General features: G+C 72.3%; 40 protein-coding genes. 6 read left to right on the forward strand and 34 right to left on the reverse strand.

The features are described from left to right. The 3 genes from ACFWIC_RS05895 to ACFWIC_RS05905 form a co-directional block, all read right to left on the reverse strand. Positions 1–459: a hypothetical protein gene (locus ACFWIC_RS05895; RefSeq protein ID WP_380516202.1), complete on the reverse strand. Its 459-nt coding sequence runs from the start codon at positions 457–459 to the stop codon at positions 1–3. Between the two features lie 331 nt (positions 460–790). Further along, on the reverse strand, positions 791–1153 hold the full coding sequence (locus ACFWIC_RS05900; RefSeq protein WP_380516205.1) for a hypothetical protein: 363 nt from the start codon (positions 1151–1153) through the stop codon (positions 791–793). Next, positions 1150–1533, reverse strand: a complete 384-nt coding sequence (locus ACFWIC_RS05905) for a holin (protein WP_380516207.1) — start codon at positions 1531–1533, stop codon at positions 1150–1152. Before ACFWIC_RS05905 ends, ACFWIC_RS05900 begins: the two co-directional genes overlap by 4 nt. Positions 1534–1584: 51 nt before the next feature. Between ACFWIC_RS05905 and ACFWIC_RS05910 the strand changes: the two genes are divergently transcribed. Continuing rightward, positions 1585–1911, forward strand: coding sequence for a hypothetical protein (locus tag ACFWIC_RS05910; RefSeq protein WP_380516210.1), 327 nt, complete (start codon positions 1585–1587; stop codon positions 1909–1911). 1 nt (position 1912) lies between these two features. On the opposite strand, the gene ACFWIC_RS05915 is transcribed toward ACFWIC_RS05910, so the two are convergent. The 12 genes from ACFWIC_RS05915 to ACFWIC_RS05970 all read right to left on the reverse strand — a co-directional run bounded on the left by ACFWIC_RS05915 (position 1913) and on the right by ACFWIC_RS05970 (position 6507). Continuing rightward, positions 1913–2119 carry a MerR family DNA-binding transcriptional regulator gene (locus ACFWIC_RS05915; RefSeq protein ID WP_380516213.1) on the reverse strand — a complete coding sequence of 69 codons (207 nt, stop codon included), beginning with the start codon at positions 2117–2119 and terminating at the stop codon, positions 1913–1915. A gap of 119 nt (positions 2120–2238) precedes the next feature. Then, positions 2239–2523 carry a hypothetical protein gene (locus tag ACFWIC_RS05920; RefSeq protein WP_380516215.1) on the reverse strand — a complete coding sequence of 95 codons (285 nt, stop codon included), beginning with the start codon at positions 2521–2523 and terminating at the stop codon, positions 2239–2241. A 22-nt stretch (positions 2524–2545) separates the two neighbouring features. Further along, on the reverse strand, positions 2546–3142 hold the full coding sequence (locus ACFWIC_RS05925; RefSeq protein WP_380516217.1) for a hypothetical protein: 597 nt from the start codon (positions 3140–3142) through the stop codon (positions 2546–2548). A 27-nt stretch (positions 3143–3169) separates the two neighbouring features. Continuing rightward, positions 3170–3310 carry a hypothetical protein gene (locus ACFWIC_RS05930; RefSeq protein ID WP_380516218.1) on the reverse strand — a complete coding sequence of 47 codons (141 nt, stop codon included), beginning with the start codon at positions 3308–3310 and terminating at the stop codon, positions 3170–3172. Then, positions 3307–3564: a hypothetical protein gene (locus ACFWIC_RS05935; protein ID WP_380516221.1), complete on the reverse strand. Its 258-nt coding sequence runs from the start codon at positions 3562–3564 to the stop codon at positions 3307–3309. The genes ACFWIC_RS05930 and ACFWIC_RS05935 overlap by 4 nt, the downstream gene beginning before the upstream one ends. Next, positions 3558–3770: a hypothetical protein gene (locus ACFWIC_RS05940; protein ID WP_380516223.1), complete on the reverse strand. Its 213-nt coding sequence runs from the start codon at positions 3768–3770 to the stop codon at positions 3558–3560. The genes ACFWIC_RS05935 and ACFWIC_RS05940 overlap by 7 nt, the downstream gene beginning before the upstream one ends. After that, complete coding sequence (locus tag ACFWIC_RS05945; RefSeq protein ID WP_380516226.1) at positions 3767–4123, reverse strand: hypothetical protein; 357 nt, start codon at positions 4121–4123, stop codon at positions 3767–3769. Before ACFWIC_RS05945 ends, ACFWIC_RS05940 begins: the two co-directional genes overlap by 4 nt. A 41-nt stretch (positions 4124–4164) precedes the next feature. Continuing rightward, positions 4165–4347: a hypothetical protein gene (locus ACFWIC_RS05950; RefSeq protein WP_380516229.1), complete on the reverse strand. Its 183-nt coding sequence runs from the start codon at positions 4345–4347 to the stop codon at positions 4165–4167. Further along, entirely contained in the window at positions 4344–5327 is a 984-nt protein-coding gene (locus ACFWIC_RS05955) for a DNA cytosine methyltransferase (RefSeq protein WP_380516232.1), read from the reverse strand. Before ACFWIC_RS05955 ends, ACFWIC_RS05950 begins: the two co-directional genes overlap by 4 nt. 12 nt (positions 5328–5339) lie before the next feature. Beyond that, the gene (locus tag ACFWIC_RS05960) at positions 5340–5495 is read right to left on the reverse strand and encodes a hypothetical protein (protein ID WP_380516235.1); all 156 of its coding nucleotides are present in this window, start codon (positions 5493–5495) and stop codon (positions 5340–5342) included. Next, a complete protein-coding gene (locus ACFWIC_RS05965) occupies positions 5492–5701 on the reverse strand; it encodes a hypothetical protein (RefSeq protein ID WP_380516238.1) in 210 nt (69 codons plus the stop codon). The genes ACFWIC_RS05960 and ACFWIC_RS05965 overlap by 4 nt, the downstream gene beginning before the upstream one ends. Positions 5702–5790: 89 nt before the next feature. Beyond that, positions 5791–6507, reverse strand: a complete 717-nt coding sequence (locus ACFWIC_RS05970; RefSeq protein WP_380516241.1) for a hypothetical protein — start codon at positions 6505–6507, stop codon at positions 5791–5793. A gap of 115 nt (positions 6508–6622) precedes the next feature. On the opposite strand from ACFWIC_RS05970, the gene ACFWIC_RS05975 reads away from it, so the two are divergent. After that, on the forward strand, positions 6623–6811 hold the full coding sequence (locus ACFWIC_RS05975; protein WP_380516243.1) for a hypothetical protein: 189 nt from the start codon (positions 6623–6625) through the stop codon (positions 6809–6811). A 120-nt stretch (positions 6812–6931) separates the two neighbouring features. On the opposite strand, the gene ACFWIC_RS05980 is transcribed toward ACFWIC_RS05975, so the two are convergent. From ACFWIC_RS05980 to ACFWIC_RS06055, 16 genes are all read right to left on the reverse strand, one after another. Continuing rightward, on the reverse strand, positions 6932–8206 hold the full coding sequence (locus tag ACFWIC_RS05980; RefSeq protein WP_380516246.1) for a DNA-methyltransferase: 1275 nt from the start codon (positions 8204–8206) through the stop codon (positions 6932–6934). Between the two features lie 101 nt (positions 8207–8307). Next, positions 8308–8817, reverse strand: a complete 510-nt coding sequence (locus tag ACFWIC_RS05985) for a hypothetical protein (protein ID WP_380516249.1) — start codon at positions 8815–8817, stop codon at positions 8308–8310. After that, positions 8817–9110 carry a hypothetical protein gene (locus ACFWIC_RS05990; RefSeq protein ID WP_380516252.1) on the reverse strand — a complete coding sequence of 98 codons (294 nt, stop codon included), beginning with the start codon at positions 9108–9110 and terminating at the stop codon, positions 8817–8819. The genes ACFWIC_RS05985 and ACFWIC_RS05990 overlap by 1 nt, the downstream gene beginning before the upstream one ends. Further along, positions 9107–9283, reverse strand: a complete 177-nt coding sequence (locus ACFWIC_RS05995; protein ID WP_380516255.1) for a hypothetical protein — start codon at positions 9281–9283, stop codon at positions 9107–9109. The genes ACFWIC_RS05990 and ACFWIC_RS05995 overlap by 4 nt, the downstream gene beginning before the upstream one ends. A gap of 16 nt (positions 9284–9299) precedes the next feature. After that, a complete protein-coding gene (locus ACFWIC_RS06000; RefSeq protein ID WP_380516258.1) occupies positions 9300–9710 on the reverse strand; it encodes a hypothetical protein in 411 nt (136 codons plus the stop codon). Positions 9711–9941: 231 nt separating this feature from the next. Continuing rightward, entirely contained in the window at positions 9942–10142 is a 201-nt protein-coding gene (locus ACFWIC_RS06005; RefSeq protein ID WP_380516261.1) for a hypothetical protein, read from the reverse strand. Beyond that, positions 10139–10777, reverse strand: coding sequence for a hypothetical protein (locus ACFWIC_RS06010; RefSeq protein ID WP_380516264.1), 639 nt, complete (start codon positions 10775–10777; stop codon positions 10139–10141). The genes ACFWIC_RS06005 and ACFWIC_RS06010 overlap by 4 nt, the downstream gene beginning before the upstream one ends. Beyond that, the gene (locus tag ACFWIC_RS06015) at positions 10774–11796 is read right to left on the reverse strand and encodes a helix-turn-helix domain-containing protein (RefSeq protein WP_380516265.1); all 1023 of its coding nucleotides are present in this window, start codon (positions 11794–11796) and stop codon (positions 10774–10776) included. The genes ACFWIC_RS06010 and ACFWIC_RS06015 overlap by 4 nt, the downstream gene beginning before the upstream one ends. An 87-nt stretch (positions 11797–11883) precedes the next feature. Continuing rightward, entirely contained in the window at positions 11884–12492 is a 609-nt protein-coding gene (locus ACFWIC_RS06020) for a hypothetical protein (protein ID WP_380516268.1), read from the reverse strand. 301 nt (positions 12493–12793) lie between these two features. Further along, entirely contained in the window at positions 12794–13000 is a 207-nt protein-coding gene (locus tag ACFWIC_RS06025) for a hypothetical protein (RefSeq protein WP_380516271.1), read from the reverse strand. Between the two features lie 17 nt (positions 13001–13017). Further along, positions 13018–13398 carry a hypothetical protein gene (locus tag ACFWIC_RS06030; protein ID WP_380516273.1) on the reverse strand — a complete coding sequence of 127 codons (381 nt, stop codon included), beginning with the start codon at positions 13396–13398 and terminating at the stop codon, positions 13018–13020. Next, complete coding sequence (locus tag ACFWIC_RS06035) at positions 13398–13580, reverse strand: hypothetical protein (protein ID WP_380516276.1); 183 nt, start codon at positions 13578–13580, stop codon at positions 13398–13400. The genes ACFWIC_RS06030 and ACFWIC_RS06035 overlap by 1 nt, the downstream gene beginning before the upstream one ends. Further along, the gene (locus ACFWIC_RS06040; protein ID WP_380516278.1) at positions 13577–13909 is read right to left on the reverse strand and encodes a hypothetical protein; all 333 of its coding nucleotides are present in this window, start codon (positions 13907–13909) and stop codon (positions 13577–13579) included. Before ACFWIC_RS06040 ends, ACFWIC_RS06035 begins: the two co-directional genes overlap by 4 nt. Next, positions 13906–14262: a hypothetical protein gene (locus ACFWIC_RS06045; RefSeq protein ID WP_380516281.1), complete on the reverse strand. Its 357-nt coding sequence runs from the start codon at positions 14260–14262 to the stop codon at positions 13906–13908. The genes ACFWIC_RS06040 and ACFWIC_RS06045 overlap by 4 nt, the downstream gene beginning before the upstream one ends. An 87-nt stretch (positions 14263–14349) precedes the next feature. Then, the gene (locus ACFWIC_RS06050) at positions 14350–14619 is read right to left on the reverse strand and encodes a helix-turn-helix transcriptional regulator (protein WP_380516284.1); all 270 of its coding nucleotides are present in this window, start codon (positions 14617–14619) and stop codon (positions 14350–14352) included. Continuing rightward, positions 14616–14834: a helix-turn-helix domain-containing protein gene (locus ACFWIC_RS06055; protein ID WP_380516286.1), complete on the reverse strand. Its 219-nt coding sequence runs from the start codon at positions 14832–14834 to the stop codon at positions 14616–14618. The genes ACFWIC_RS06050 and ACFWIC_RS06055 overlap by 4 nt, the downstream gene beginning before the upstream one ends. Positions 14835–15023: 189 nt before the next feature. Between ACFWIC_RS06055 and ACFWIC_RS06060 the strand changes: the two genes are divergently transcribed. From ACFWIC_RS06060 to ACFWIC_RS06070, 3 genes are all read left to right on the forward strand, one after another. Beyond that, positions 15024–15596: a helix-turn-helix transcriptional regulator gene (locus ACFWIC_RS06060; protein ID WP_380516289.1), complete on the forward strand. Its 573-nt coding sequence runs from the start codon at positions 15024–15026 to the stop codon at positions 15594–15596. 123 nt (positions 15597–15719) lie between these two features. Beyond that, on the forward strand, positions 15720–16160 hold the full coding sequence (locus ACFWIC_RS06065; RefSeq protein WP_380516292.1) for an ImmA/IrrE family metallo-endopeptidase: 441 nt from the start codon (positions 15720–15722) through the stop codon (positions 16158–16160). Continuing rightward, entirely contained in the window at positions 16130–17533 is a 1404-nt protein-coding gene (locus tag ACFWIC_RS06070; RefSeq protein WP_380516295.1) for a tyrosine-type recombinase/integrase, read from the forward strand. The genes ACFWIC_RS06065 and ACFWIC_RS06070 overlap by 31 nt, the downstream gene beginning before the upstream one ends. Positions 17534–17693: 160 nt before the next feature. Here ACFWIC_RS06070 and ACFWIC_RS06075 read toward each other — a convergent pair whose 3' ends face one another. The 3 genes from ACFWIC_RS06075 to ACFWIC_RS06085 form a co-directional block, all read right to left on the reverse strand. Further along, positions 17694–17954, reverse strand: coding sequence for a Prokaryotic metallothionein (locus ACFWIC_RS06075; RefSeq protein WP_329951632.1), 261 nt, complete (start codon positions 17952–17954; stop codon positions 17694–17696). Between the two features lie 117 nt (positions 17955–18071). Next, a complete protein-coding gene (locus ACFWIC_RS06080) occupies positions 18072–18470 on the reverse strand; it encodes an ACT domain-containing protein (protein ID WP_355407742.1) in 399 nt (132 codons plus the stop codon). 188 nt (positions 18471–18658) lie between these two features. Next, positions 18659–19249, reverse strand: coding sequence for a dihydrofolate reductase (locus ACFWIC_RS06085; RefSeq protein WP_329951634.1), 591 nt, complete (start codon positions 19247–19249; stop codon positions 18659–18661). Between the two features lie 308 nt (positions 19250–19557). Between ACFWIC_RS06085 and ACFWIC_RS06090 the strand changes: the two genes are divergently transcribed. Continuing rightward, entirely contained in the window at positions 19558–20223 is a 666-nt protein-coding gene (locus tag ACFWIC_RS06090; RefSeq protein WP_380516298.1) for a PadR family transcriptional regulator, read from the forward strand. Positions 20224–20274: the final 51 nt, after the last annotated feature.

The following is a 20274-nucleotide window of genomic DNA, read 5'->3' on the forward strand; positions in this document are numbered from 1 at the left end:
TCAGACCGCGTACAGGATGGACCGGGGGTCAACAGGCTGACCCTCGGGAGCGGCGTCGGCCGCCGGAGGCGGGACCCGGCGCCGGCGGGTGCGCTCGGAGGCGTCCTCGCCGCGGTCGATCTCCCACTGAAGCCGACGGCGGTCAATCGGCGTCAGCCCGAAGCACTGACGCTGGAGACGGATCTCGGAGGCCAGCGACGTCGTCGGGCTCTGCCAGAAGTCGTCGACCAGGATGGCGAGCAGGAACAGACCGTGGATGTCGGCACCGCCGCCGATGAACTCGCCGGCCATTGGAGACGCCCACACGTCCTCCCACCAGGCCAGCGTCATGGCGTGCCAGGGCCGAGCCTCGGGGAGCTCGGGTGCGACGAAGCCCTCGGGGAGCTCGGCGAGCAGGCGGGCGGTCGACGCGCGGTTGCGCCGCTGTCGAGTGGCTGGGCTCTTCGGGAGTTGGGGCATCGGGTCCTCCTGGTCGCCGTTCCGGCGAGCTGGCGGCGGGGCCGTTGCGGTCCCGCCAGTTGCTACAGAGGGTCACCATCGGGGCGCGTTCGGGGCCCTGGGATCCGTACAGACAGAAATCCCCCTCCCCCGCGGGTCCCGCCGGGTCGGGCGGAGGGGGTCACCCCCCTGGGGTCAGTCACCCTCCGTGGTCGACAGCCAGAGGGAGCCAGCAGGTAGCGACCGGCCTGCCAGGGCACACTGGACGGCCTGGCACTCCTCGGCGGTCCACGTGTGCTCCTCAGCGACCATCAGGCCGCCTCCGGGCAGCCGGTGGAGCTCCACCGTGTGCTCACCCATCGGTGCTGGCGGGCATCCGGTAGACGGTGATGTAGCTGGCGCCGAGGTCGCCGAGTGCGGTCACGTCGACCTGGGAGACGACGACCCCGGGGATCAGGACCTGCTGGTCGACGGTACGGCGGACGGTCCAGACGCGGTTGCGGTTGTCCGGGTCGACCAGCTTGTGGCCGGTGCTGGATCGCTGGAGCTCGTGGTAGCGGATGACGGTGTGGTCGGCGGTCTGCTCGATGGTGAGCGGCAGGTCGGCGGACACGTCCTCCGGGTTGACGCCGTTGGCTGTGAGCCAGTTGCACAGCAGCTCGCGGTGCTTGTCGATCTGCGTGGGTGTGATGGTCAGCAGGACCTGGTTGCTCATGCGTTCCATCCTCCGGGTTGGTGGCGGCCGGTCTCGCGGCTGTGGCAGCTGTGGCAGAGGCCTCGGCCGTGGCGTGGGTCGTCGGGGTCGTGGCCGGCGTCGACGAGGTCGCGTCTGCTGAGCGGGTGGTGGTCGGCGTGCCTGCTGGGCTGGCCGCACGGGGCGCCGTGTCCGTGGTCCTGCTGGGTGCAGACGCATAGCGGGTCGCGGGCGAGGACGCCGGGGCGGAAGCGGGTGCGGTGCTGCTGGCCGTAGCCGCGCTGGGTGGTGGTGCCGCGGGCCCGGTCGGCCTCGGCTCGGTGGGTGGGGCAGCGTCCGCTGTCGGTGATCGTGGGGCAGCCGGGCACGGTGCAGACGGTGCGGGCTCTGCGTCTGGCCACTGCGGATCACCTGCCTCTAGGCTGTGCGCCCTCTGGATTGAGGGGGTCGTGATGTCGTCTCAGGTGACGCAGGGTGTGATGGTGGCCGGGCTGGTGCTGGCGGCCGGGGGGTTCGCGCTGGGGTTCTTCCCGGTGGACGAGGAGTGCGGGTCGCCGTGGTCGCCGAAGGAGTCGGGGTACTCGCGGGATACGTCGGCGGAGTGCACGCTGAAGATCAGCGAGCGGCAGGCGCCGGCGTGGATGCTGTTGACCGCCGGGGCCGCGGGGCTGTTCGGTGGTCTGGCCGCGCGGCCGAAGCTGGAAGCGACCGCCCCGGCCAACCCGGTGGAGGAGGAGCCGAAGCGGCGCGGTGTGGGCGAGGGGCCTTTGGTGCCGTAGGTCAGGCGGCGACGGAGCCGACGGTGCGGCGCGCTCGGTCGCGGGTGGCCCGCTCGGCCCGGGCGGCGGTGAGCTGGCGGTAGAGCGGGCGGCCACGCCCGTCGAGCCCGTCGGGGGTGATGATGCCGCGCTCCTTCCACTTTCGGACGGTGGCGGGGTCGACGCCGCAGAGGGCGGCGACTTCGGCGGTGGTGAGCAGGTCCTCCATGGTCGCGGCCTCCCTCGGGAATGCCGAAGGGCCCGACCGTGTGGTCGGGCCCTTCCTGATGTAGGCGCACGTGTGGTGCTGTCAGCAGCGTGACACACGGCGTGGATCATGGCAAGCGGCTACTGCGCGGCGGTCTTGAATCGGCGGTAGTAGCGGCCGGCGGTGGCCTGACTCACTCCGCACTGGGCGGCGGCAGCCCGGGTGCTCAAGTCGCGGCGCCAGCAGCGGTGGAGGGCGACGACGGTCTTGTCCGGGAGGGCGGTCCCGTGCGCCGGTCGAGTCAGGCTCGGCGGGGGTGACTCGGCCAGCTCGGGGCCGCCCTGGGGCGGCATCGTGGTGCGGTAGACGTGCGGGCCTGCGAGTGCGGCGGTGATGGCGTGAGTCAGGTCGGGTGTGGTGGTCATGGGTGGGTGGCCTCGGGGTGAGTCAGGCGGCGGAGCGGAGTTCGGCGATGAGCTGCTCGGCGCGGGCGACGTAGTCGGTAGGGCTGAGCTCGGTGCGGCAGTGGAGGCACTCGCGCCAGCCGTCGGTGCGCTCGCAGAGGGCGAGGAGCTGGCAGGCGGGGCAGGGCGTGCGGGTGGGGCGGGCGGAGCGGATGGGGTAGCGCGCGACGCGGTTGAGGTGGGCGTGGAGGGTGCCGATCTCGGCGGCGAGGTCGGCGGCGTAGACGCGCTGGGCGGCGAAGGGGACGTGGAAGGCCAGGATCTTGATGCTGGTGCTGGCGGGCAGCTCGCCGGGGATGGCCGGCAGCTTCACCCAGGCGGTCCAGTCGTTGGCACGGGCGCGGTCGTCGAGGACGGTGGAGGCCCAGGATCCGAGGATGTCGACGCTGGGCTCGGTGGGGTCGGTGAGCGCGTCGAGGGTGTCGAGGCGGACGGGCAGCGGCGGGGTGCGGGTGGCGCCGGAGACGCGGGTGCCGCGGGTGGTGGTGCTGGGCAGGAGCGCGAGGTAGGTGTGGGTGAGGATCTCGGGCAGTTCGGCGAGCTGTCGGTGGAGGCGGGTGGTGGCGGCGGGGGTGAGCATGTCCGGTCTCCTGTGCGGGGGTTGCGGTCAGCTGGGCTGGTAGTTGTCGAGGTCGTGGATCACGTCCTCGACGGGCCGGGGCGGTGGGTCGCGGGGGAACTCGTCGTCGGCGGTGAACAGCTGCTCGTCGGTGAACCGTTCGTCCTCGTGCCGATCAGTGCCGCTCACGGCCGGGCCTCGGCCCGGCGGCGGGCGGACAACCATGCCGACCGGTACCGCTCAGCGCGGGCGGCCTGCTGCTGGAGCTGGGCGACGTACGCGCCGGACGGTGCGCGGCGGACGGCGGCTCCGGCTCCGGCGAGGGATGCGCGGAGCTGGCGGACGCCGGCGCGGAGGAGGGCGGTCTCGTCGGGGGTGAGGGGGCGGTGGTCGGTGTGGCCGATGAGGTGGTCGAGTTGCTCAGCGGTTGGCGGGTTCACCATGTGAGGTCTTCCTGGTGTGCGGTGGGGCTGGGTCCGGCGGGGCGGGGGATGAGGCCGGAGTGCTCGGCGGCCTCGCGGACGGGGTCGGGTGCAGGCCCGGGGTGCTGGTCGCCGAGGCGGGCGCCGTGGCAGAGGGCGAGGAGGATGGTGCCGGAGCCGGCGGCGTAGAGGCCGCCGGCCACCAGCAGCAGGTGCGGGGTCGTCACCCGGCGGGACCGAGGCTGATCGGCGCCCAGAGCGCGGCCAGATGCTTGGTCATGGCGGCGAGGTACGTCCGGACGGCAGCCTCGTCGGTGTCGGTGACCGGGATGCTGTACGACATGCAGCTGCTCTTGCGCGGCATGATGAAGAACAGCTGCAGCTTCTCGCGGCCGTCCCAGTCGTGGTGGCCGGGCTTGTGCCAGTCCCAGCGGTAGAGGTGGTTAAGGTCGGCGTCGAGGTGGGGGGCGACCTCGGTGGCGAACTCGTTCCAGTCCTCGCACTCGTTGGTGTAGCCGTCGGCGCCGTAGTACGGGTGGTCGATCTCCCAGAGGTGCTGGGCGGGGGTCTGGTTGGTCACGGTGTTCCTCTCGGTCGGGGTGGGGCGGCCGGGACGGGGTGTCAGCGGTGGCCGGTGGTCCAGCAGGTGGGGCAGATGTCCCGGCCGCCGGGGCGCGTGTGCCAGCCTTCGGGCTTGCGGAAGGCGCGGACGGCGGCGGCCGTGCCGTCGAGGTGCGGGGTGTGCGTCTCGGCGCCGCACCCGGTGGCGTTGCAGCGGATGACGGTGATGCGGTGGGCGCTCACGCGGCGGCTCCGGCGGGCACGGGCAGGGCGGCGGCGAGGATGGCGCGGCCGAGCGGGATGGGGACGGCGTTGCCGATCTGCTGGGGGATGTCGCTGCCGGTCCACGGGTAGTCGGCGGGGAAGCCCTGCAGCAGGCCTGCCTCGGCGGGGCTGAGGCGGTCCAGTTCGCGGCCGTCGCGGTAGAGGCGGAGGCGGTTGATCTTGCCGGTGACGGTGAACGCCGGCTCGGCGGAGGTGCGGCGGCCGCGCTTTGCCGGGTCGCCGCCGGTGCCGTAGTTGGACACCGCGGTGAACGGGCCGCGGTCGAGCACGTCGCCCATCGAGACCCACGGCAGCAGCGCCGGGTCACCGGCCTCCTGCGGGATGCCCTTGACGTACCGTCGGTGGGTCGGCGCCGGGAGGGCCGCGGGCGCCCCGTGGCGGGCGATCAGGGCGGCGCGGCGGCGGGTCTGCGGCGCCCCGTACTCCTCGGCCCGCAGCACCCCGCACACGGCCCCGTAGCCCTCCGCCCGCAGGATCTCGGCGTACGCCTCCCAGACGGGCAGCACCGCCGGGACCTGCTCCAGGACGATCGCCTCGTACGGGCGCCCGGCGTCGATCGCGTCAAGGGCCCAGCGCAGGGGTTCGAGGACGAGGGCGGTCCGCGGGTCGGTCAGGGCGGCGAGCGCGTCGGTGATGTCCTCGCGGGCGGCGAGGCGCTTCGCCAACGCGAGGACGAGGTCGAGTTGGGCGCGGCCGGCGCCTTGGCCGGCGACGGTGAAGGTCTGGCAGGGCGGCCCGCCGAGCAGGATCTCGGCGTCGGGGAAGTCGGCGGGCCCGTAGCGGCGGACGTCGCCGACGACGGTGGCGTGTTCGACGGCGGTGCGGGTTGCGCAGGCGTCGCGGTTCTGCTCGATGCCGGTGCTGGGCACGCCGAGTTGGTGGGCGGCGAGGTCGAGGCCGCCGGGGCCGGCGAACAGGTCGACGATGCGGGGCTGCATGGTGGCGGTTCCTCAGCTGGTCGGGGTGCGGGCGGCGGACGCGGCCGGGCAGTTGGCCTTGTGGTCGGCGACGAGCCGGATGTACTCGCGCTCCGTCTCTGCGGTGACGGTGGCGAAGCAGCGCCCGCAGGTGAACTCGGCGCGGTCCCAGCCCTGCTGGCTGGTCACCGGCCCGCCCCGGCGACGGTGATCGCGTCGAGGATCTGCTCGCGGGTCGCGGCGATCGGCTCGCCGTACCTGGCCGGGGGGAGCGCTGCGACGCGAGCGTGCGCGGCGGCGAGCACCTCGTCCCGGTAGGCGTCGAGGGCGGCGGCCCGTTCGGTGGGGTCGGTGAGTTCCATCAGGTCGGTCAGGCGCTGGCGGGCGGTGGTCATGGCGGGGCTCCTGGGGGGTGTGTGCGGGCGTGGCGGGTGTGTGTCGGGGCGGCGACGGCAGGGGCCGGAGGACCTCCCCGGGTGGGTGGTCAGCCGTCCTTGTGGCCGGTCCAGTGGCACCAGTGGCAGCCGGAGCCGTCGCAGTCGGTGCAGGCCGGCGCGTCGTCTGCGTTGCACCTACGGCAGTGGTTGGCCCGCTGGGCCTCGTGGCTGGGGCAGATGCGTCCCCATGTGGCGTAGGGGTCGTCCGCATCCCGCTCCAGTTCCGCGTTCTCCGCCGCGGCGCCGTTGGCGGCCTCGACCGCGCAGTCGTCGACGAAGAATGCGCCGTCGTCGACGCCGTCGTCACCGAAGGCTCCCCACTCGGTGCGGCCGTCGACATCCTTCGCGGTGCACTCGGTGATGGGGTCGCCGGTCACGTCCTCACGCGGGGTGTTGCCGTGCTTGCACATCTTCGTGACCAGGGGCTCCAGCGGCGGACGCCTGCTGTTCTCGGCCTTGGCCAGTTCGGGGTAGGCGCGGCGGATTTGGGCGGTGGCCAGGGCGAGGCGCTCGGCGGTCTCGTCGAAGCCGAAGTTGTCGGCCCAGCCGTCGATGTAGTCGGTGCCGCGTCGCTCCATCTCGGTGCGGACCGTGTCGCGGACCTGCTTAGCGGAGAGGCCGTTGCCGATCGACGCGAGCCGGTCCATGTCGATGTGGCGGTGGGCGCCGGCGAGGTAGCTGGCCAGGTCGCCGATCGAGACGCGACGGGTGATGCGCAGGTCAATGCGGTAGGTGCCGTCCTGGCTCATGGTGGCGGTGGGCATGGCCATCTCCTTCGATTTCTCCGTCTTGGTGTACGTACACCGTAGCCTCTGGTGTACGTACACCGCAAGTGGTTCGGCCCTACCGGCGTACGTACACCCGGGGTACTGTGTGGCCATGCCGAACGCCCCGAAGACCCAGCACCGCTCAGTCCGCTTCGACGACGACACGTGGACCGACTTCCTCACCGCCGCCAAAGCCCAGGGCACCGACCGCGCCAAGCTCCTGAACGAGTTCGCCGCCTGGTACCTGCGGCGCCCCGGAGCGAAGCTCCCCGCCCGGCCCGAGGTACCGCCGAAGCCCTGACCCACCCCGCCCTTCAGCCGCCGGCCGACGCCGAGCGGCTCTTCGTGCTGCCCGAACGCGGGGGCGAGAGGTGTGGTCACGAGATGCCTCCTGGGGGTCGTGGTGGGTGTGTGTGGTGGCTCAGGCGGTGAACAGGGGCAGGTCGAGCGGGCGGTCGAGTCTGGCCCGGCAGAGCGCGGCGTACGGCTCGTGCTGCTCGACGCCGACCGCTCGGGCACCCTCAAGGAGGGCGGCCTGCAGGGTGGTGCCGGATCCGGCGAACGGGTCGAGGACGAGCCCGCCGGGCGGGGTGACGAGTCGGACGAGCCAGCGCATCAGGGCAAGCGGCTTCGGGGTCGGGTGCGTGACGCCGTCCACCTCGATCCGTTCGGCCGCGGGGGTGCGGGATTCGAGGCGGAAGATCGGGAAGCTGGCAGCTGCCGCGCCGAGGTCGCGGACGGGGCAGCCGTCTGCGCACGGCCCGCCGTCGGGGCAGTCGTGGCCGATCAGGATGTTGGTGGGCCAGCCTCCGCCGGCCGCGGTGCACGCGGCGGTGTGGAGGCCGCCGACACCGTGCCGCAGCACGCCGGCGGTGAGGGTGTCGTAGCCGGTGCCCTTGCGGGCGAGGACGATCGGGTCGTGGGCGGGACGCAGGGCGGTGTGCCAGCCCTCCCAGCGGCGTGCGTCGGCGCTGGCGGCGCGGGCTTTGACCCGGTGCCCGCTGTATCCCTGGTAGTGGCTGGTGGTGCGGGCGGTCTCGTGTCGCTGACTGATGATCTCCCGGGTGCCGAAGGCCTCGCCGACGGTGCCCTTGCGGGCCCAGAGGGCCTCAACCACATGGCGGATCGTGGAGTCGTCGGCGCCTAGTGCGGTGATGAGCCGGTCCCATTGGGCGGGGGTGGGGACGGCTGCGGCGACGCCGTGGGTAGTCCAGTGGGTGGCCTGTCCGCGGGCGTGGAATCCGAACAGGTGGTTGATCTTTTCCGTGGTCCAGCCGGCGGCGTCGCGGGCGGCCTTGAGCCAGGCAGTCACCTGGAGGATCTGCGGACGGTCGTCTCGGTGGCGGTCGATGGCGCGGGCGAGGTCGATGCCCTTGGGCTTGCCGTGGGTGTAGATCCAGTCGAGTTGGTCGACGATGTGGAGGCCGGCGTCTTCGATGGCGCTGGCGAGGCGGTGGTAGGTGCGGGGTGCGCCGAAAGCGATCAGGTGGCCGCCGGGCTTGAGGACGCGCCAGCACTCGCGCCACAGGTTGACGTTGTAGGCGATGCCGGTGGAGTCCCAGGAGTGGCTGGCGATGCCGATCTCGTACGGGGGGTCGGTGACGATCGCGTCGACGCTGGCGTCGCCGAGGGTGGGCAGGGTGGTGAGGCTGTCCCCGTGGTGGAGGGTGACGGTGTCGGTTTCGTAGTACGGCACAGCGGCCTCCTGGGGGCCTTTGGTGGGTGTGGTGGCTGTCGGGTGTCGGGTGGGCTGTGCGCGGCTGTTGTGGGTCCGGTCCTGGCCGCGCACGGGGCCCGTCAGGTGGCGGGGTGCTGGATGGTGAGGGGGGTGATGCGGCCGGGGCCCTGGTGGAGGGGGCGGTCGGTGTCGGGGTCGATGAGGACGATCTGCTGGCCGCCGTCGTCCTCGGTGATCCAGTCCCAGGAGGTGAGCTCGGTGTGGGCGAAGTCCTCGCAGCAGGCGCGTGCGGAGTCTTGGGTGGGCCAGATAGTGGGGTCGGCCCCTTCGTACTCGGCGAGCCAGAGGGGTCCGGCGAGGTCTGTCTCCAGCTGCCGGACGCGGGCGAGCAGGGCGGGCACGTCGGTTCGGGCCCGGGCAATGAACTCGGCGTCGTCGCGGGTGCCGATGTTGATCAGGACGTGGTGGTCGCCGGGTCCGTCGTCGAGGTTCTCAACGACCCACAGGTGGCCGGGGAAGCCGTCGCCGTTGAGGGCGTCGTGGAGGGTCCACGGCCCGTTGGTGGCGGCGTTGCAGCGGGCCTGGATGGCGTCGAGGTCGAGGGGCTGGTCGGGCTGGGGCTGGCTCATCACGACTCCTGCTCGGGCGCGTAGTTGGTGATCGTCGGGTAGAGGTCCGCGTTGCTCAGGCAGGCATCGACGACGGTGGCGAGGATGTGGCGGTCCTTCGGGATGGCCAGGCCGTGGTGCCGCATGCCCTGCACCCAGCCCATGACGGCGGCCTCCTTGACGAGCAGGCGCTCGCGCTCGTTGAGGCCGGTCAGGATCTCGACAACGGCGTTGTGGCGGGCGGTCTCCCTCTGGGCGAAGTAGGCGACCAGGGCGTCGGGGAGGTCGACGTCGGCGGGCTGGGGCTGGTTCATCGGGCGGACTCCTCGGTGGCGGCGGGCTGGGTCTCGATGACGAGGACGTCGACCTCGAAGCGGTGGCCGGCCGGGCAGGTGGCGTACATGCGGGGCCCGGTCGTGCCGTACAGGGTGGTGACCTCGACGTCGTCCATCGACTCGGTGCAGTCGGGGTGCGGGCAGGGGATCACCGGGTGCTCCCGGCGGTCAGGCGGCGGGCTGGACGGTGTAGGTGCCGTCGGCCTGGCGGGTGATGGTGTCGCCGAACCGGGCGACGGTGCGGGGCCGGGTCCCGTGGGCGCGGATGGTCACGCCGTCCTTCAGCGAGGGGCCGGTGCTGCCCGCCCCGTAGTGGGGCTTCGACGGGTCGATGACCTCGCACAGGTCAAGGACGTTGCCGACCGTGATGGTCCAGGACGTCGGCTGCCCGGCGCAGGTAGGGCAGTACGTCCAGTCGTCGACGCACATCCAGCCGGCCATGATCGCGTGGTCGGTGATGAGGTTGAGCCGGGCGGCTTTGGTCATGTCGTCGGTCACGACGAAGTCGGCGGCGAGCTGGGTGGGGCAGAGCTCGCAGGCGACGGCCAACTGGGCCGGGTAGGTGTTGGGCGTGGTCATGGCGGGTTCCTTCGGATGGTCAGGCGGCGGGACGGCGGGGTCACGATCGGGCGCTGATGGACCATCCGCTGCCGACCGGTCGGACGTCGGCGGCGTCAAGCAGGGACTGGCACGGCCAGAGGACCCATTCGCCGGCGGTGCTCCAGCAACCGTGGCAGCCGTCTCTGTCACAGGGGTTCACTGCGGGGACGAGGGTGTGGACGTCGACGGTCTGGACGAAGGAGGCGAGCATCAGGACTCCTGGCAGCTATCGGCGGTGGGACTGGGTGGGATGTCGTCGGGGTCGGTGACCGGATCCGGGGTGATCTGCCAACCGGCATCGATGAGGGCGTCGGTGATGTGGGCGGCGAGAGTGTCGGGGTGGTCGAGGCCGAGGTGGACCGCTTCGTAGGCGGCGGTGCGGATGGTCTGGGCGGCAGCGGCCGGAATCACGCTGCGGCCTGGCTGGCGACCCAGGCATCGAGGCGGCTGGGGTGGCTGCCAGTGCGGAGGCGGCCACCGCTCGGGCGGGTACACGGCTCGCCGGGGCGGGCCCGGCAGAGCTGGACCGGGCAGGCGATCGTCCACTCGGCCTGTCGGGGGGTGCGGTAGGCGCTCAGGGCCTCTCGGGCGCCGGCGTGGACGTAGGGGGTGGCCTCGTCGCGCGTCGGCGGAGTGCGCCCGATCCCGGCGACCAGCTCGGCGACGCTGATCGGTGGGGCCTCGGCGATCGCTGCCGGGGTCGGCTCGACATGGCCAGCGGCGACGGCGCGCCGGGTCGCGCCGAGTTCGGCGCACCAGTCGGCCGGCCTATCCGGATCGACGGCGGGCGTCGGGTCGGTGTGTCGGGCGAGGCGGGCCCGGGTCCATTCGGTCCAGCGGGTCGCGATGTCTGCGGGCAGGATCGGCCACTGCGACTGGCGGTAGTGCTGGTGTGCGAAGCGCATCGCGGCGTCGTACGGAACGTCCACGAGGATGCCGGCCCACATTTGGGCCTGGGCGCGCCGCTCGGTCGGGTCGTCCCGGCGGACCCGCGGGTCCGCGAGCGCGATCTCGGCGAGGAGCCGGGGGATCAGATCTGGTGTCATGTCTGCCTCATCTCTTCGGCGATGGCGGCCATGTCGGCGAGGTAGTCGGAGGTCTTGTTGGGCGGGGCGGCGTCGGCGGCGGGGCCGACCGGTCCGGTGCGCAGGGTGAGCCACTGGGCGAGGAAGTAGCGCGCGGAGAACGGCGGATCGCTGACCGAGCGCCAGACGCGCGCGGCGTAGTCGACGAGAGCGTCGGTGCCGAGGGCAGCGATCTGCCGGGCGAGGCCTTCGCGTTCGTCGGTGCTCAGGAGCCACGACACCCGCATGCCGCGGGTCTGCATCGCGGCGGCCAACCGGGAGACGGCCGCGTCGTCGTCCTCGGCGGAGCCCGACACGGCGGGCACCTGGCCCTCGGCCTCGCGCGCGGGGTGGTCGATGATGCTGTCCCTACCGTAGGTAGGTAGGTATCTGTAGGGCCCCGCCGGGGACGCTGTCCGGACAGCGTCCGGGGACGCTGTCCGGGGGCGTCCGGGGACGCTGTCCGAACCCTCGGAAGGCGTCCGGGGACGCTGTCCGGAACCCCCGCCGGGGACGCTGTCCGGAACCCCCGCCGGGGACGCTGTCCGGACGGCGTCCGGGGACGCCGTCCGGGTCTGGCGGGCGGCCTCGGCGGCGGCAATGCTCTCGGCTTTCTCCGTCGCCCGGGCTCTGCGCTGGCGTGTGTCGGTGTAGTGGTGCAGGTAGCTGGTCCAGTCCGGCTGCCTGGACGGAAGCACCAGCGTGTAGACCGCCGTCGAGTTCGGCCGGCGACGGCTGCGGAGCATGCCCGCGCCGGTGAGGACGCGCAGAGCGCGGGTGACCGTCTCGACGCTGCACCCGGCCAGCGCCGCGAGCGTCTCCCTGGAGGGGAAGGCGTTTCCGCCGTCAGCGTCTGCATAGGACGCGAGCCACACCCCAACCCGCGCGACGGCCGCCAGGTCGCGGCTGCCTACGCGCAGGACCTCGGCGCGCAGCGTGGTCGTCCAGGCGTGGCGGACCGTCTGGGCCCCGCCAGCCGGGCGGTCGTGGGTGGTGCTCAAGAGGGTGCCCTCCGGGCGGTAGGTGGACTGGTCGCCGGTCGGCGGGCGAAGTGGCTTCGCTCGCCGACCGGCCGCACTGGGGCTCCGTCAGGCGGCGGCCGGGGCCGGGTCGCGCAGGATGCGCCCGCAGGAACACCGCAGGCCACCGTCGGGGGCGGCCTCCAGGAACTTCCAGCGGTGGAAGGGGCACGGGGCGACGAGACCTCCGCCGGGGGCGTGCTGGGTGATCGCGGCGCGCGGGTTGTACGGGCCGCCCATGGCACGCACGGGGTGCAGATCGAGGCAGGCCAGGCACTGGCCGACGGTGCCGGGAGGGATGGCCAGGGTCAGCCGTTCCTCCCGGGAGCCGGGGCAGGTTCCGGGCAGCTCGATATCGCGCGGGTTGAAAACCAGCAGCCGTCCGGCGGGGCCATCGGGCTCCTGGCCGGCGCCGACCGCGCGGCCGTCGCACGGCCCGCACACCTCGGCGTCGGACGCCAGCGACTCCTTGGCAAAGAACCCGGCGTCGGACACCGAGCCCTGGCACCACAGGTGGTAGAGGGTCCGGCCGTTGCCGTAGCGAACGCCGGAACGCACGCGGTGCCAGCGGCGCATCCGCGCGGTCTTCACGAAGCGGGGGCCCTCGGCGAGCGGCTCGGCGTCCGGGCCGTACGTGCCGACGCTGCTGCTGACGGGCGGGAACAGCGGGACCATCATCGGATCCTCCTTGCAGATGGTTCGGGGCCTCACCGGCGGCCGGTGGCAGCCTGGGCGAGGCGGTACTCGGTGTTGCTGCTGCGGCGCCTGCCAGAGGCGATGGCGCGGGAGTCCACAAGAGCGCTGGCGGACTGCGGGGTTGGCAGTCGCTGCGGGATGTAGCCGGGGCCGGGCACCGGCTCCGGGCGGCCGGCCTGAGCGGCTGGAGTGTGGTGCGGGCATCGGGGACCGACCGCGTACGGCCGGGCCCCGATGCCGCAGTGGTGCTCCTCGCCGGGCAACCACTGCATGCACTCGCCGGTCACCGGCGCCGCCAGGCTGGCGGCAGAGCGACGAGGGCCTTGTCGACTTCGTCGCCGACCGGTACTCCGGCGAGGTCGAGCTCCGTGAGGAGCGAGAGGGCGGCCGTGATAACCGCCGGGTGCCCGCTCGACACGCCGTTCGCGATGTGATCGACGATCGTGCGCCGCATCACGTCGGCCTCGCTGCCGGGCTGGGGAGCGGGCACCGGGCGGTCCTCTCTGCTCAGGCCAGGGCGGCGGACGGACGAAGGTCTGCGGGCACGGGCCTGCCCGTCCTGCCGCGGGCGTTGATGCTGGCGAGGGTCTTCTCGTCGTAGAGCGCGTCGTCGAGCTGGCGCAGCGCGCCTTCGCGGTCGCGGCGAAGGAGCGTGTTCTCCCGCCGCAGTCGCTGGTTGTCCGCGATGACGGCCGCGTGACCCTGCCGGATGCCAGCTCGGAAGCTGACGAGCGTCTGCTCGGCGGCCTCCGCCCGGCCGGCCTCAGCGCGGAGCATCGCCTCCAGCCGGAGGATGTGGTCCCGGTCGCGGGCCCGCTCGGCCTTGAGGAGGCGAATCGCGGTGGCCGGGTCGGGGGTTGCGGGGCGGCGGCGGAGGAAGTTGAACATCAGGACTCCTCGGAGCTGGTGGTGCGCTGGCGGGGGACGGCGTTGGTACGGGCGCGCCGGTAGGCGCGGCGCCGACGGCGGCGGTCGAGCTGGTCGCGGGACGGCCAGTAGGCGATGGCGACCGCGACGACCACCGGGGCGGAGAGGATCGCGGCGGACGCGATCGGACCGAGGGTGCTCACTGGGTACCGTCCTCGGCCGGCACGTCGACCGGCAGGTAGGCGGTGGCGTACACCCGCGCGCCCGCGATACTGGTCGTGTGGTGCAGATCCACGACCAAGAGCCGCTGGCCGGAGACCCTGCTGGTGATCTCCGACTCGTCCGTGGCGACACCGAGCGCTGCCGCCAGGGCCCGCACCGCGTCCCGGCCCTCCGGGCTCCGGTCATCAGGGTCCATGTGCAGCGTGCCGTCCGAGCGGACTCGCCATGAGACCGGCTGGTCGGCTAGCTCGATGTGCCTGGCCATCAGGACATGCAGCGCGGTGATCGTCGTCAGGGCGGAGGTCGTCACACCGTCACCGCCGTCCGGGAACGGTCCGGGGCGATGCCGACCAGGCAAACCGAGATCTCGCGGATCGTGACGCTGACCGTCCACCGGGCCTCGGCCAGACGCCGTTCCACGCACAAGCGGCTCGCCCCGGGCAGCTGACGGCGCCACGCGTCAAGGTGACGGAGCACGTCCGGGCCGGTCAGCGTGCCGGTGAGCGCGCCGGTCTGGTCGATCTCCCAGTGGGGGGAGGCGAGACCAGTGACGATGGCCCGGTCGAGCAGAGCGAGCATCACGGCTCCGGCGGTGTACTGCGAGTGCAGCTCCAACACGGCCGGCGGCCGTGTGGGGGCGGACGTGCGGGCAGTAGGCTTCATCTGGGCCTACCTCCTTCTGTGTGGTGATCGGTGGCCCGGGGTCGCCCTGGTGTAGGAGCCGAGGGGCGACCCGAACCATGTCTGGGTTCAGGCGGCGAGCGGCTGGCGCTGGCGCGGCCGGCGCGGCTCGCGGGCCTGGCGGGTCGGGTCGAGCTCGGGGTTCGACCGGCTGTCCCTCGCCTCGTGCTCGGCGAGCCAAGCGTCCAGGCCAGCGAGCCGGTACATCCGCCGGCCTCCGACGCGGAACGAAGGCGGCCCCATCCGCCTGTCGTTCAGGCAGTACAGAGCCCGCGCCGTGCGCCCGATGTAGGCGGCCGCCTTGTCGTGCGGCAGCAGGGGCGAGGTCACCTCGCTCATGACTTCCTCTCCGTTTCTTCTCTGGTGATGGCCGTGACGCCCTCCAGGTGAAGTCCATGGGCAATCCGCCACAAGACCTCGGGCTGGGCGCCGCGGAGTCCGCGTTCGATTCGAGACAGGTGCGAGGGAGAGATACCGACCTGTCGTGCAAAGGCGTTCAGGCCGTGCCCCAGCTGTTCGCGCCTGCTGCGGATGTTCGGTCCGTTGGCTTGCACAAGAAGAACCGTAGAGGCAGTTGAGAGGAAGTGCAAGCAGAAATGAGAAATGGAGAGGAAGCGAAAGTGAGGCAACCCTCAGTTGGCGGGAACCCGCCTGGCAGTAGAGGCGAAGCCTCTGGGAGACTGTTGCCTATCGTTGCCTCGCTGGTAGCAGAGGAGGCGCAACCGAGAAGCAGGGGCCGGACCGTGCAGGACTGGACTTACCTAGGCGAGTGCATCAAGCGGGACCGCAAGAAGCAGCGGTGGCTGCAGGCCGACCTCGCCGAGGCCGCAGGACTGACCAAGCGGACGATCGGGACCTACGAGGCCGGCCGTCCGCCCACGTCAGCACCCGATATCCCGTCGGGGTACTACGCAGTCGGCGCTGCTCTGGGCTGGCTGGCGGACGGCGTCGAGCGCGCGCTCGACGGCAAGAATCCGAAGGGCGAGACCCGGATCGCCACAGCGCCCGCTGTCGAGGGTCAGGCCAGCGGAGCGAGCGCGCTGGATCTGTACCCGGCCGTCGGCCGGTTCGCTCGGGCCGCGGTGGCGGCCGGCGGCGATCCCGCGCTGCGGGACCTCCTGGAGGAGGCGGCGGATCGCCTCCTCCAGTCGATCCCGCCCCGGCAGCCGGAGCCGGCTGTGCAGTCCGGGTACAGCTTGGCCGCCTACCGGCCACATGCCTGGGCGGAGGGCGACTCGGGTGTGCCGGAGGACGATGCAGCGCGAATCGAGCAGGCGCTGGAGGAGTACAGCCGCGGTCGGCGCGAGGAGCCGTAACTCCCTGGCCTACCCACGACACGCATCACTTAACGTGCGTATTTACTCACTGTTTCTCGTGTGGCTGTGCGAGAATTCAGCCTCCGGCATGCCTCCCACACGTCAGGATTCTGGGGGAGACGCATGCCCACAGCCACCACTGCTGTTGCCGTAGGGCTGTTGCACGACCCCGCTGCCGAGCTGGACCGGATGGGGATACCCGTCGTCCGACAGTGGCTGCGGGACACCTGGGGGGTCTGGTCCCCCGCGCATCGCGCCGTCGTCATCGCCGAGGGGCTCTCCCCGGTCGAGGAGACGTGTGTGCTCGCGCACGAGCTGGAACACATTCTCGCCGGGGATACCGGGTGCGGCGGGCGCGACGGCCTCCGGGCCGAGCGCCTCGCCGACCTCCGCGCCGCCCGCAAGCTCGTCGCGCTGTCGGACTTCTGCCGGGTGCGACAGTGGGCCACCAGCCCGGCTGAGATGGCCGAGGAGCTCGGCGTCACCACCTGGATCCTGCGCACCCGCGGGGCCGACCTGGAGGGGGGTGCCCAGTGGCTGGGTACATCGAGGATCGCTGGCTGAACAAGCGGCCGAACCCGGAGACCGGGAAGCGCGAGCGCACCGCACTCTGGGGCAAGGGGAAGCGCTACAAGGTCGCCGGCATCCCGGGCGTCCGGGACCGGTCCTTCAAAGGGCTCGAGGACGCCAAGAAGTGGCAGCGCGAGGCCGCCACCGACAGCACGCGGGGCAACCTCTACGACCCCCGCAACGGCGAAATCACGCTGCGCGAGTACGTCGAGAAGCACTGGTGGCCGAATCTGCGTCAACCCCCGGGCACACGGGAGAGCATGCGGCCCCGGGTCTTCAACCACATCCTGCCCTACCTCGGCAGCCTGCCCCTGCTGAGCATCGGTGACGAGCAGATCCGCGCGTGGGTGGTGCAGGCCGAGAAGCGGATCGACGTCAGCACTGTCCGGACGACGTGGAAGCACTTCAGCGCGATCATGCAGGCCGCGTTCAAGGCGAAGCGCATCCCTGAGAACCCTTTCCGGGACCCGGAGTTGAAGGCGCCGAAGGCGACGCCGAGCAAGGCGAAAGCGTGGCCGCTCGCGCGTGTCCTGGCGGTCAGGGACGCGCTGCCCGCCAGGTACCGGGTCCTGGTGGACCTCGCGCTCGGAGCGGGGCTGCGGCAGGGGGAGGCGTTCGGATTCAGCCCCGACGACATCGTCGGCCAGGAGATCCACGTCACCCGGCAGGTCCTCAAGATCGGTGGTCAGCTGGCGTTCGGGCCGCCGAAGGGCAACAAGACGAGGATCACTGTGTGCCCGCCCGGTCTCGCCGAGAGCGTCCACGCGCACGCCGAGCAGTTCCCCAGCCTTGAGGTCACACTGCCGTGGGTCGACCCGGAGCGGCCGAACCTGGAGTGGAGCGAGCGCCCCCTCAGGACGGCCCGGCTCCTGGTGACCACCACCCACGTGAACGGCAAGTCGGGCGGCGCCGTCAACCGGACGACGTGGGACGAGAAGGCATGGAAGCCGGCGCTCGTGAAGGCCGGTGTGATGCCCGCACCGGTGCGGGAGCAGGTACAGGGGGCGAAGGTGGTGTGGACCCGGACCGTGTGGGCGATGGATCGCTCCGACGGCTTCCATGTGCTGCGGCACACGTTCGCCTCGGTCGTCCTCCAAGCCGGGGAGACCATCACCATCCTGGCCGCGTGGCTTGGACACAGCGACCCCGCGTTCACCCTGCGGACCTACGTCCACTTCCTTCCCGAAGCCGGCCGGCAGGCCCTCGCGGTCCTCGGGCGGTGGCTCGGTCCGGAGGCACGGGAGGGGGTGCCGGAACTCCCCGTTGCGGGCTCCGGTGGTGAAACTCCCTCCTCGCTCCCTGCTGGGCGGCAGGAGCCTGCGGCCGACGATGTTCCCGCAGGTGGTGGAGTACTGGTAGGGGTGTAGCCCTGGGAGTGCGGTCTGTACCCGGCGTACAGGCCGACTCTTCCGCCGCCGACTTGGGGAAAGGCCCCCCGACCTGCGAAACGGCAGGTCGGGGGCCTTTTTCGCTACCTCGGAACCCCGCCGGAGCGCTCACGTGCCGGCCGGCCCGGGTGGGGCGGGTCTACGAGGACGGGCGGGTGCCGACCGCGTCGCGGATCTGTTCGCCGAGGCCGCCGTTGACGCGGGCGCAGTTGGCGCAGCAGAAGAACATGCCGGCGACCTCGACGCCGTGGCCGACGATCCGGACCTGGCACTGCTCGCAGCGCGGGGCCAGCTTCTCCATCGCGCACTCGAAGCTGTCGAAGGTGTAGACGTCGCCGGTGACGGTCTTGATCTCGAAGGCGAGCCAGTAGTCGTTGCCGCACGTGACACAGGTGGCCATGGTGGCGCACTTCCTTCCGGGGCGGGTCCAAGAGGGGCGGGGCTGACCGGTCGGGCGGGTCGCCCGGTCCTTCCAGTCTCGGAGCCCGCCCGGGGAGCGGCCACCCGGTGCACCCGGTCAGGCGGGCCGGTCGGCGAACTCCTCCAGGGCCCGGACGGCGCGGTCCGCGTCGTCGGCGGCGACGAAGAGGTGGTCGTGGTGGAAGCCGGCCACCACGTTGCAGCTGATCCCCTCCTCGGCGAGCCGCCCGGCCACCGCGGCGGTGAGGCCGACGGCCTCCAGCGCGGAGTGGATCTGCAGGGTGATCCAGGCGGCCACGTACTCGTAGCGAAGGCCGAGCGCGTCGGCCTCCTCCTGGGCCACGACCACCGTCACCCCCTCGGGTTCGGCGACCGTGACCACCGGCCGCATGCCGGCGGGCACCCTGGCGGGCAGCGTGCAGTACACGTACCGCCCCGGGTTGAGTTGTGGGCGCATTCCGCGCAGCAGTGTCGCGAGGTCTCGTTCTCCGGCCATGCCCGTCACCGTAGTGGCACCGCCGCAGGTCGCGGCCTCGCCGGGGGCATGTCGGACCGAGATGTCGGGCGGAGTGCCGGGCGGGGTGTCGGACCGGCCGCCCGGGGCGCGGGTCGCAGCGATGCGCGAACGCAGCCGGAGGCCCGATCCGGTGTCACCGTTCGCAGCGGACCGGTTCGCGCACCGGCTCAGCTCGGTCGACGGCGCACCCGGTAGCGCAGGTGGAGCACCCGGTTGCCCTGAACCACCACGTCCGGGCCCTCCAGGAGGTGCTGCGCGTGGACCGACCCGAAGAAGCGCCTGCCGGACCCGAACACGACGGGTACGACGTCCATGCGCACCTCGTCGACCAGGCCCGCGGCAAGCACCTGGCCGCCGACGTCGCCGGCGGCGACCTCGACCGTGCGGTCTCCCGCGAGTTCCTGTGCCTTGGCCACGGCGGCCTCGACGCCGTCGACGAAGTGGAACGGCGCCCCGGGGTCCCAGCCCTCGGGCGCCGGCCGGTGCGTCACGACGACCACGTGGTCGATCCCGCCCGGAGGCGTCCCGTCCCAGCCGTCCGTCATGTCGAAGACGCGGCGGCCGACGATCGTGACTCCGATCTGGTCCCAGTACGGCCGGGTGTGGTCGTAGGACGCCCGCGAGACCTTCAGCGCGCCGCTCTCGTCCAACGGGACGTCACCGTTGGACAACCAGTCGAACAGTGGTCCGGGCTGGTCGTTCTCGTCCGCGACGAAGCCGTCCACCGACACCGAGCTGTACATGACCACCTTGCCCACGGGGCTCTCCTCTGCTCTGGGGTGCCCCAAACTAGCGCGTCGTGAGCTCTCGCTCCTCCCCGTGCTCCTTTTGGGCCCACTTCGGCTCGGCCCCTGGTGAGCCGCGGCCCCGGGACCTGACCTGGGGCGGTCCGACGTCGACGGCGATCGGTCCGGGTCGCCTGTCGCAGGACATCGGCGACCGTGTCGGTAGCGTTGACGGACGACAGTCGGCGATATATCGTCGAAGTATCGAGACAGTAACTCGACTGTCTTGAACGATCGTCTGTGCGGCCGCGTTCCCGCGGCCGGTACGGGAGGTGGGTGCCATGCGTCCAGGACGATTCCGCGAAGAGGGCCCGTACGGCGGACGCCGTCGGGGGCCGGACTTCGCCGGGGGTCCCGGAGAGTGTTTCGAGGGCCGCGAGGCGTTCGGCCCGTTCGGGCCGCCGCCGTTCGTCGGCGGGCCCGGACGGCCGCCCGGGCCGCCGTGGGGCCGCGGCTTCGGCGGGCCCGGAGGGCCCGGCGGGTTCGGCCCGCGCGGACGGCGCGGCCGGGCTCGGCGGGGGGACGTGCGTGCCTCGCTGCTGGCGCTGCTCAAGGAGCGGCCGATGCACGGCTACGAGATGATCGCCGAGATCGCCGAGCGGTCCGGCGGGGCCTGGCGGCCCAGCCCGGGTTCGGTCTACCCGACCCTCCAGCTGCTGGAGGAGGAGGGCCTGATCACGGCGGAGGAGCTCGGCGGCAAGCGGCTGGTCTCGCTCACCGAGGCGGGCCGGGCCGAGGCCGACGCCGGGCCGGACGAGCCGTGGGCGGAGGCCGGTCAGGACGTCGACTGGGCCGCGGTCCAGGAGGTCGGCCAGGCGCTCGGCGCGGTGGAACACGCCGTCCGGCAGGTCATGGCGACCGGGACGGAGGCGCAGCGGGTCACGGGCCTGGCCGTGCTCACCGAGGCCCGGAAGAAGCTGTACCTGATCCTGGCCGAGGACGACTGACCGTCGGTGACCGCCGGTGCCGTCGGCGCCGGGTGAAGGCGGCCCGGCGCC

It is taken from the genome of Kitasatospora sp. NPDC127035, assembly GCF_042726075.1.
Classification (GTDB): domain Bacteria; phylum Actinomycetota; class Actinomycetes; order Streptomycetales; family Streptomycetaceae; genus Kitasatospora.